Here is a 3,918-nt window from a genome sequence, read left to right as displayed (position 1 = left end):
GCGAAACTGTTTTAGAAAACTCATTAAATACATGTATTAATGAAACAAACAGAATGATTATTTTAACGAATGAGCTTCTACAGTTAACGAAGCTAGAGAAAAATAGCGAAAAGATTGAACAGTATGCTCCAACAAATATTAATGAAGTATTAAATGAGATCATAAACAATTATCAGCTATTACATGAAGATTTAGAAATTCACTTCCACACTCCTAATCAAATTGTCGATAATGCAAATATTGCAAGAGAACATTTAATGCAAATATTAATTATTTTGTTTGATAATGCAGTTAAATACAGTAAAGAACACACAGTTATCGATATAACAACAACTCAAGCTGCAAACAAGATCGAAATCAAAGTGGAAGACAACGGAATTGGTATTAAAGAAGAAGATATCAATCATATATTTGACCGATTTTATCGAGCTGATAAAGCGAGAAGTCGAGCTAACGGCGGTAATGGTTTAGGCTTATCAATAGCAAAAGACCTAATCGGAAACTATGGTGGCAATCTACAAATTACAAGTGAAAATGGAGAAGGCACAACTGCTTTCATTACATTAAACACAATTTAGTAAGAAGAATATCTAAATTCTCCAAAAGAAGTAGAATCACAAGATCTGTTAAAGGATTTTGTGATTTTTTTCATATTCTCAAAGCATTCCCTATCCTCATCATCTCCTTGTAAATCTCATCAATTTAATAGTTTAGTATGGTATTTTATGTTAAAGTTGAATAAAAAGAATATTCTTGTAATTTGAAGGGAGAACAAAGATGAGCTTTGTTAGTATTGCTATAAATAATGCAATTATGATTGAAAGTCTACGTAGTGCGGGTGTAGAAAACATGCAGTTAATAAATGCTGTGAAAGAAGAAAATTTCGAGTTTTTAAATCAATATGGTAATGGTTTTCCTAACTGGGAAACATTAATTAATCTGTACAAAAACAATGAAGAGAATTTTAATAAAATCGTTAATGATGGCTACCAAATAAAATTTCTAACAAAAGGCTCATTAATGACTTTATTAAGATATAAATTTGGCATTGAAGTTGAAAAAGATTATGAAGATAAGGGAACTGCAATTCAAGGAATTTATTTATCTGAAGAAGCAATTAATCTAATTAAACATACTCTTGCAGCAAATTGGAATTTAAGTACATATGTTGATGAAAAAGATGGGCTGAAAAAAGTACGTATTGAATTAGTAAAAGGTAGTGAAGTTGTAACAAAGTAATATGGATTAATTAGAAGAGGGACAATTTATAGAAATTGTTCCTTTGTTATAACTATAAAAGGGAAATCAACTAGTGGATACAAAATTCAAAACCAAAAACGAATAAGGAGTATAGAAATGGGAGTAAAAAAACTATTTTGGGAAGATCCTTATCTTACAAAAGCCACTGCAATTGTTACGGAAGTAGATGGCAGGAATGTTACTTTAAACAAAACCATTATTTATGCTTTTTCAGGTGGCCAACAATCAGACTCGGGGAGAATTGCTAATTATGAGGTGATTGAAGCTAAGAAGGACGGATTTGATATTATCTATACTTTACCAGAAAATCATGACCTTCAAAAAGGACAAGAAGTAGTGATTGAAATCGATTGGGAGAAGCGATATCGAATTATGAAGCTACATTTTGCAGCAGAAATCATCTTGGAGCTAATGTTTCAAAATTATAATAATCCTGAAAAAATTGGTGCAAATATTACTAGTGACAAAGCTAGAATTGATTTCTATTGGGATGGGAAAATCTCTGAAACATTCCCACTTTTAGAGACAAAAGCAAAGGAACTGATTGATGCAGATTTGGAAATAATTAGTGAGTTTGATGACCTTAAAAATCAAAGAAGATTTTGGGAAATCAAAAGCTTTGGTAAAGTTTCGTGCGGTGGGACACATATTAAACGAACTGGAGAAATTAAGGGAATAAAGTTAAAACGAAACAATATAGGTGGAGGGAAAGAACGGATAGAGATTTATTTAATTTGATTACAAAAGAACCTAAAGGATAAGGGAAAATGGCTACCTTTCAAAAAACTGGTAGCCATTCCTATTTCATTATTATAAATTTCTTACTCTTAAACCTACCTATTAGAAATCAAAATTATCAGGGTCTGGACCTACACGTTTATTTGCATCAAGAGTAGCAATTTGTTGCATATCATTTGATGAAAGTTCGAAATTGAATACATCAAAGTTTTCTTGAATTCGTGAAGGTGTGATTGATTTTGGAATAACGATTACATTACGTTGCAAGTGCCAACGGATAATGACTTGGGCAGTTGTTTTACCGTATTGATCCGCAATCTCTTTTATAACAGGATTTGTTAAAGCTTCGCCACCTTGCATTAATGGGCTCCATGCTTCTAATGCAATTCCGTTTTTATGACAATATTCATGTAATTCGTTTTGTTGAAACATTGGGTGCAATTCGACTTGATCGACCATTGGTTTAATATTGCGATGAGCTGCAATATCTTCTAAGTGATGGACATGAAAATTTGAAACACCAATTGCTGGCACAAGCTTTTCATCGTAAAGTCTTTCTAATGCTTTATATGTATCTAAATATTTCTCTTTTACTGGCCAGTGAATTAAATAAAGATCAACATAGTCCAAGCCTAATTTTTTAAGACTTTCTTCATGAGCTTTTAAAGTTGTATCATACCCTTGATCGGCATTCCAAACTTTTGTAGTAATAAAAAGTTCATCACGGGAAACACCAGATTGGCGAATTGCTTCACCTACTTGCTCTTCGTTTTGATAGACAGCTGCAGTATCAATATGACGATAACCTACTTCGATAGCTGTTCGGACTGCATCTACACCATCTTCTGGTGACACACGCCACACACCTAAACCTAATTGAGGCATTTTAACTCCATTATGTAATGCAATAGAATGTTCAAACTTCATTTTAATTCCCTCCTTTTTAAAGACTAAGTCTAGTGTACAATATAAACTTTAAAAATAAAAAAATTTGATAGAAATTAATGGGAATTTTAAAATAAAGCATTTCGTTTGTTAATTGTATGACAGTGTATTTAGCATACTAAAAATAAAAATAAAACGGTATAAATGAAAACATAATTTTAGAATAATACTATAAATGTGTGCAAAATTGTTGTATATTTTGAGCTTTTGCTTCAATATAGGTATAGGAAAAATGCTCTTTATTTTTGTTTGGAGGGGAATTTTATATGTTAGATCAAATTTTAGATTTTAATAAGAAATTTGTTGAGAATAAGGAATATGAGCAATACATAGCTTCAAAGTTTCCGAATAAAGAGGTTGTAGTTGTTACTTGTATGGATACACGTCTAGTTGAGCTTTTACCAAAGGCTCTTGATATTAGAAATGGTGACGTGAAAATGATTAAAACAGCTGGTGCAGTTATTGCGCATCCGTTTGGTTCAGTTATGAGAAGTATTCTAGTTTCAATTTATGAACTAGGAGCTAAAGAAGTGTTAGTAATCGGTCACCATGAGTGTGGAATGGGTAATACAAATCCTACACGTATGAAAGAAAAAATGATTGAAAAAGGTATTAAAGAAGAAAACCTAGAAATTTTAGGTTTTTCAGGTCTAGATTTAGACAAATGGTTAACTGGCTTTACAAATGTATACGATAGTGTTAACCACAGTGTTTCAATTATTAAAAACCACCCTCTTGTTCCAAAAGAGGTTGAAATTCATGGTTTAGTAATTGACCCTCATACAGGAAAATTAGAAGTAGTTCATCGAGATGAAAAAACTGCTGAATAACGATTTAAACAAAAAAGTTATCCTTTTAAGTAGGATAACTTTTTTTATGTTGTTGAAAAACAACCTTGTCAATTATTTATCAAATTTTCGTAAAGGAGTAGAGTGATGTTGATTTCCATTACAGGATGCTCGCTTTCCATGGGGC

5 protein-coding genes are annotated in these 3,918 nt (G+C 31.5%); 4 read left to right on the top strand and 1 reads right to left on the bottom strand.

Features of this window, described 5'->3' with window-relative positions:
* From ACFVRR_RS11580 to ACFVRR_RS11570, 3 genes are all read left to right on the top strand, one after another.
* A partial coding sequence (locus tag ACFVRR_RS11580) for a sensor histidine kinase (protein WP_387328364.1) occupies positions 1-578 on the top strand: 578 nt, incomplete at its 5' end.
* A gap of 199 nt (positions 579-777) precedes the next feature.
* Complete coding sequence (locus tag ACFVRR_RS11575; protein WP_387328361.1) at positions 778-1,239, top strand: hypothetical protein; 462 nt, start codon at positions 778-780, stop codon at positions 1,237-1,239.
* A 117-nt stretch (positions 1,240-1,356) separates the two neighbouring features.
* Positions 1,357-1,998 carry an alanyl-tRNA editing protein gene (locus ACFVRR_RS11570; protein WP_387328358.1) on the top strand — a complete coding sequence of 214 codons (642 nt, stop codon included), beginning with the start codon at positions 1,357-1,359 and terminating at the stop codon, positions 1,996-1,998.
* Between the two features lie 102 nt (positions 1,999-2,100).
* On the opposite strand, the gene ACFVRR_RS11565 is transcribed toward ACFVRR_RS11570, so the two are convergent.
* The gene (locus ACFVRR_RS11565; protein WP_387328355.1) at positions 2,101-2,925 is read right to left on the bottom strand and encodes an aldo/keto reductase; all 825 of its coding nucleotides are present in this window, start codon (positions 2,923-2,925) and stop codon (positions 2,101-2,103) included.
* Between the two features lie 284 nt (positions 2,926-3,209).
* Here ACFVRR_RS11565 and ACFVRR_RS11560 point away from each other — a divergent pair, with 284 nt between their 5' ends.
* On the top strand, positions 3,210-3,773 hold the full coding sequence (locus ACFVRR_RS11560) for a beta-class carbonic anhydrase (protein WP_097973845.1): 564 nt from the start codon (positions 3,210-3,212) through the stop codon (positions 3,771-3,773).
* Positions 3,774-3,918: the final 145 nt, after the last annotated feature.

This window comes from Gottfriedia sp. NPDC057948 (assembly GCF_042887255.1).
GTDB lineage: Bacteria > Bacillota > Bacilli > Bacillales > Bacillaceae_G > Gottfriedia.
The sequence above is the reverse complement of the archived record's forward strand: the minus strand, read 5'-3'. Positions and strand labels throughout refer to the sequence as shown.

Excerpts from the sequence above, each read along its gene's own strand:
- ACFVRR_RS11575 (WP_387328361.1), top strand. The coding sequence starts at position 778 with ATGAGCTTTGTTAGTATTGCTATAAATAATGCAATTATGATTGAAAGT.
- ACFVRR_RS11570 (WP_387328358.1), top strand. The coding sequence starts at position 1,357 with ATGGGAGTAAAAAAACTATTTTGGGAAGATCCTTATCTTACAAAAGCC.
- ACFVRR_RS11565 (WP_387328355.1), bottom strand. The coding sequence starts at position 2,925 with ATGAAGTTTGAACATTCTATTGCATTACATAATGGAGTTAAAATGCCT.
- ACFVRR_RS11560 (WP_097973845.1), top strand. The coding sequence starts at position 3,210 with ATGTTAGATCAAATTTTAGATTTTAATAAGAAATTTGTTGAGAATAAG.